We start from the raw sequence: 629 nt of genomic DNA on the forward strand, positions 1-629 counted from the left end.
GAATTTTTGTTGCAAATTCTCTAATTTTTCAGCAACAATCTCAAGTTTATTCAACACAGTCTGTTTGCTTGATAAAATGAACAAAAACCTAGCATAGTGCAAAGCTAAATCATGCGATTCAAGGAATTGTTGCTGCAATTCTTGTAATTTCTCAACAGTAGCCTCCCGTTCCTTCAACGCAGTCTGCTCGATTGATAAATTAGCTAAAATCTTAGCATACTGCAAAGATAAATCATGCGATTCAGGGAATTTTTGCTGTAATTCCTGTAATTTCTCAACAGTAGCTTCGAGTTCCTTCAACACAGTCTGCTCGATTGATAAATTAACTAAAATCTTAGCATAGTGCAAAGCTATATCATGCGATTCAGGAAATTTTTGCTGCAATCTCTGTAATTTCTCGACAGTAGCTTCGAGTTCTTTTAATACAGACTGCTTGCTTGATAAAATGAACAAAAACCTAGCATAGTGCAAAGCTATATCATTCGATTTAGGGAATTTTTGTTGCAAATTCTCTAATTTTTCAGCAGTAGTCTCTAGTTCCTTTAACTTAGTCTGCTTATTTGATAAATTAAATAAAACCAGGGCATACGGCAAAGCTATATCATGTGATTCAGGGAATTTTTGTTGCA

The 629-nt window shown here is 34.5% G+C and carries 1 pseudogene; it reads right to left on the reverse strand.

The features are described from left to right. A pseudogene (locus tag HMPREF2837_RS11525) lies at positions 1-629 on the reverse strand (hypothetical protein); the annotation flags it as partial.

The sequence above is a fragment of the Streptococcus sp. HMSC071D03 genome, assembly GCF_001812125.1.
Lineage (GTDB): Bacteria > Bacillota > Bacilli > Lactobacillales > Streptococcaceae > Streptococcus > Streptococcus pseudopneumoniae_N.